2 protein-coding genes are annotated in these 1,564 nt (G+C 69.8%); both read right to left on the reverse strand.

The window, feature by feature from the left end:
• Positions 1 to 128 precede the first annotated feature (128 nt).
• Positions 129 to 485, reverse strand: a complete 357-nt coding sequence (locus ACWELQ_RS45415; RefSeq protein ID WP_452403148.1) for a 4Fe-4S binding protein — start codon at positions 483 to 485, stop codon at positions 129 to 131.
• The coding region (locus ACWELQ_RS45420; RefSeq protein ID WP_452403149.1) for a pyridine nucleotide-disulfide oxidoreductase at positions 482 to 1,564 on the reverse strand (1,083 nt) is incomplete at its 5' end. The genes ACWELQ_RS45420 and ACWELQ_RS45415, both read right to left, overlap by 4 nt.

A 1,564-nucleotide genomic window follows, 5' to 3' on the forward strand; every position in this document is an offset into this window, starting at 1 on the left:
CCTCTCCCGCCTGGAAGACCGAGTCGACTTCTTCCTCGCCCTCGCCCTGCGCTGACGCCGATCACAGTGCGGCGGGGATTGATCAACGTCTCAACCCCCGCACAACCACCGCGATTGATACCCGGCCGCTATGAGCGGCCGGGCTCGAGCTCCGTCAGGCGAGGCGGCGGCGCGCCGTGCGGAAGTTCCGGGCCGATCGCGACGAGGCTGCCGGGCCTGCGGCCCCTCCCCCAGCCGAGTTGCTCTCGGTAGCGGCCGATCTCGGCCTCCGGGATGGTGCCGGGGTCGGCGAGTGGGGTGGAGTCGGGGGCGACATAGAGGGCGTCGGTCGGGCAGTAGGCCTCGCACATGAAGCAGGTTTGGCAGTCGGATTGCCGTGCGATGAGCGGGATTCCCTTCTCGGTGCGGTCGAAGACGTCGGTAGGGCAGACGTCGACGCACTTGTCGCAGGCGATGCAGTCCTCGGCGCGAATCAACTCGATCATGAGCCCACCACCGCGAGTGTGGAGGCTGCTGACGCGGCGCTCGCGGGTGGGGCGGTCGTGGTCCAGACCTGGTCGAGGCCGCCGGAGAGGATGTGGTGGTGTTGGGCCGGGTCCTGATCGGGGTGGTCGGAGCGCTTGCTCATGCCGCGAGTTTCGGTGCGCGCCAAGGTGGATCGGTACATCAGGCGGCCCACCGCGGTGATGGCCGCGGCTTGTCGGGCACGGACGCGGTCGATTCCGGAACCGCCCAGGCCGCGTGCGGCGCGCTCCCAGAGTTCGTCGAGTGCGGTGAGGGCGGGCTGGATGCGGTCGCCGTGGCGTAGGTAGTTCTTCTCGAAAGGGATCAGCTCCTGCTGGGCGGCGGCGACCACGTCGTCGGCGGTTACCGATTCACTTGTGCCGGGGCGCAATCCGACCTGTCCCGCCCCGCGCAGAGCGGCCGGGTCGATGCGGCCGGAGCGCAATGCGAATTCCGCCGCGCCGCGGCCTGCCCAGCTGCCGGAAGACATTGCCCAGGCGGAATTGTGGCTGCCGCCGCCGGTGAAGCCGCCGCAGATGCGTTCGCGGGTGGCGGCGTCGCCCGCGGCGTAGAGGCCAGAAACGGTGGTGGCGCAATCGTCGTCGATGATGTCGATGCCGCCGGTGCCTCGGACAGTGCCCTCGGCCAGCAGGTCGACTTCGAAGCGGTCGGTGAACGGGTTGATGCCGCGGCGGTCGAACTGGAGGAAGAAGTTGGGCTGGCCCAGGCGCATTCGGGCTTGGACGTCGGCGTCGGCGCGGTCGAGTTGGGCGAAGACCCTCTCCGACAGCAGGGTTCGGGCGATGACCGAGCGGCCCTTGGTGGAGCCCGCGCCGTCGAGGACGCGGCCGTCCTCGTGGAAGAAGGTGGCGTAGCCGTAGTAGGCGGTCTTGGTGATGGTGGAGCCCTTGGGGACGATGGCGTAGGCGTTGGAGAATTCCATGCCGGAGAAGCGCGCCCCGACCTCGGCGGCCATGAGCGCGCCATCGCCGGTGTCGACGTTCGTGCCCAGCGCCCGGGACAGGAAGGCGCAGCCGCCGGTGGCCAGCACCACGGCACC

Source organism: Nocardia sp. NPDC004722, assembly GCF_053601505.1.